Genomic DNA, 2218 nt, shown 5'->3' with positions numbered 1-2218 from the left:
CGGTTCAGAGTTCGACGGCGACGTCGCCGACCGGAGCGTTCACGCAGATCTGGATACGGCGGCCGGGTTCCGAATCGACGTCGCCGGTACGCACGTCGCGGGTGCACCCCGAGAGCCTGACTGCGGTGCAGCTGTGGCAGATACCCATGCGGCATCCGTGTTCGGGCGTGAGACCGGCCGCTTCGGCCTGTGCGAGCAGCGTCGATCCGGTGTTCTCGGCAACGATGCCGGATTCGGCGAAGGAGATCTCACCGCCGGCATCATCTGTCGACGCGACCGATGGCACGAGGACGAATTCCTCGGTGTTCACCATGGCCTCGGCGCCGCGCTCGGCGTAGACCTCGCGGATGCTCGTGACCATCTCCGCCGGGCCGCACACGAAGGTGGGCGTGTCGGCGTACCAGGGTGCGACGGCCGCGAGGTGGCTGCGGTCGAACCGTCCGTGCAGCAGTCCGCCGCCGGATCGTGTGTGTGCATGGACGATCTCGATGTTGGGCCGGTCGGCGAGAACGTCGAGTTCGGCGCGGCGCGGGACGTGTCCGGGCGTACGGGTGTAGTAGAGCAGGACCGCGGACCCGTCGTACCCCTCGGCGACGAGACCGGTGAGCATCGACAGCACCGGCGTCAGCCCGGACCCCGCGGCGACGAACAGCAGCCGCCGAGGGCGAGGGCTCGGCACCACGAACTCGCCTGCCACAGGACCGAGTTCGACGACGTCGCCGACCCTCGCGTGGTCGTGGAGGTGACGCGAGACGGTGCCGTCGGGGTGCCTGCCGATGGTGAAGCGCAGGTCGGGATGTCGCTGCGTCTCCGTATCCACGAGGGTGGGCGAATAGCAGCGCGTGTGCCGCACCCCGTCGACCCGCACCGCCACGGTCACGTACTGCCCGGGAAGGGGGCGGCACGACCGTGCGGGGCGCACCGTGAACGTGAGCGAATCGGTGGCACTTCGGTCCACATCTGTAATCCGGGCATAGTTCGCCGACGTGACGAGCAGCGGGTCGGCAAGTTCCAGATAGCGGTCCGGGTGGTGGGGGTAGGACAGCAATTCGAGTGCTCCTACCAGGAGCTTTCGTAACGAACCCGAGCGCGGGACGGGTGTCGGACGGTCGCGCACGATCATGTCTGTCCGCCTTTCGGTAGACCTCTGCGTGCTCAGTGAACGAATGTGCACTGAAATCAGTGTGACAGCCGGACACACCTGACTGTCAACCCAGGTGTGATCGCGGTTACAGTTGCTCGGACACCGCCGAGCCCATCGTGCCTAGACTCGGAGCGTGTCCACCGCTTCCGCACCTCCGCCGACCACGCGCGCCGAACGCAAGGAACGCACGCGCCAGGCGCTTCTCGACGCCGCCCTCGACCTGTCCGCCGACCGAGGACTCGGCGGGGTGAGCCTGCGGGAGGTGGCCCGTCACGCGGGCATCGTGCCCACCGCGTTCTACCGGCACTTCTCGTCGATGGACGAACTCGGCGTCACCCTCGCCGCCGACACGATGCGGGTGCTGCGCCGTCTTCTGCGCGACGCGCGACGCACCCCCGGACCGTCCGGCGCCCGTCAGTCCCTGGACGTGCTGGTCCAGCAGGTACGGGCCCACAAGGCGACCTTCCGGTTCCTCGCCCGCGAACGCCACGGCGGAGTACCCGAGGTCGCCGCCGCCATCTCCGTCGAGTTGCGCCTGCTCACGAGTGAACTCGCCGCCGACCTGGGCCGCTCCCCCGGCTTCGACGACTGGCAGTTCGACGATCTCGAGATGGCCGCCGACCTGCTGGTGACCGCGATGCTCGACTTCGTCCTCGACCTGCTCGCCGTCGAACGTCCCGGCAGCGCGCAGGAAACGGAGGTGGTCACCCGCGCCGAGAAGCAGATGCGTCTGATCCTGCTGGGCACGGCGGCGTGGCGGCCACGTCGGACGTCCGGCGACCGGTGACGGGCCGGAGCGACTCCGGTTCGTCGAGGTGGACGGGAAATCCTGTCGGAGACCCTCCCCTTCCGTAACGTGGTTCCCATGGCATCGAGCGAACCCGCCACCTACGACGATTTGACCTTCGACGTGCGCGTGGCGGGTCCGAGGGACGGCACACCCGTCGTGCTCCTGCACGGCTTCCCCCAGACATCACGCAGCTGGACGCCGGTGGCCCGCCTGCTCGTCGAACGCGGTTTCCGCGTGATCGCCCCCGACCAGCGCGGATACTCCCCCGGCGCCCGGCCGGCCGG

The 2218-nt window shown here is 68.9% G+C and carries 3 protein-coding genes; 2 read left to right on the top strand and 1 reads right to left on the bottom strand.

Annotation, left to right across the window (positions count from 1 at the left end; genetic code table 11):
- Positions 1–4: 4 nt before the first annotated feature.
- A complete protein-coding gene (locus A8G18_RS22005) occupies positions 5–1123 on the bottom strand; it encodes a ferredoxin reductase (protein ID WP_064065555.1) in 1119 nt (372 codons plus the stop codon).
- A 154-nt stretch (positions 1124–1277) separates the two neighbouring features.
- Here A8G18_RS22005 and A8G18_RS22000 point away from each other — a divergent pair, with 154 nt between their 5' ends.
- Entirely contained in the window at positions 1278–1931 is a 654-nt protein-coding gene (locus A8G18_RS22000) for a TetR family transcriptional regulator (RefSeq protein ID WP_064065554.1), read from the top strand.
- A 78-nt stretch (positions 1932–2009) separates the two neighbouring features.
- On the top strand, positions 2010–2218 hold a 209-nt coding region (locus A8G18_RS21995; protein WP_157100872.1), incomplete at its 3' end, for an alpha/beta fold hydrolase.

Source organism: Rhodococcus gordoniae (assembly GCF_001646655.1).
GTDB lineage: Bacteria > Actinomycetota > Actinomycetes > Mycobacteriales > Mycobacteriaceae > Rhodococcus > Rhodococcus gordoniae.
The sequence above is the reverse complement of the archived record's forward strand: the minus strand, read 5'-3'. Positions and strand labels throughout refer to the sequence as shown.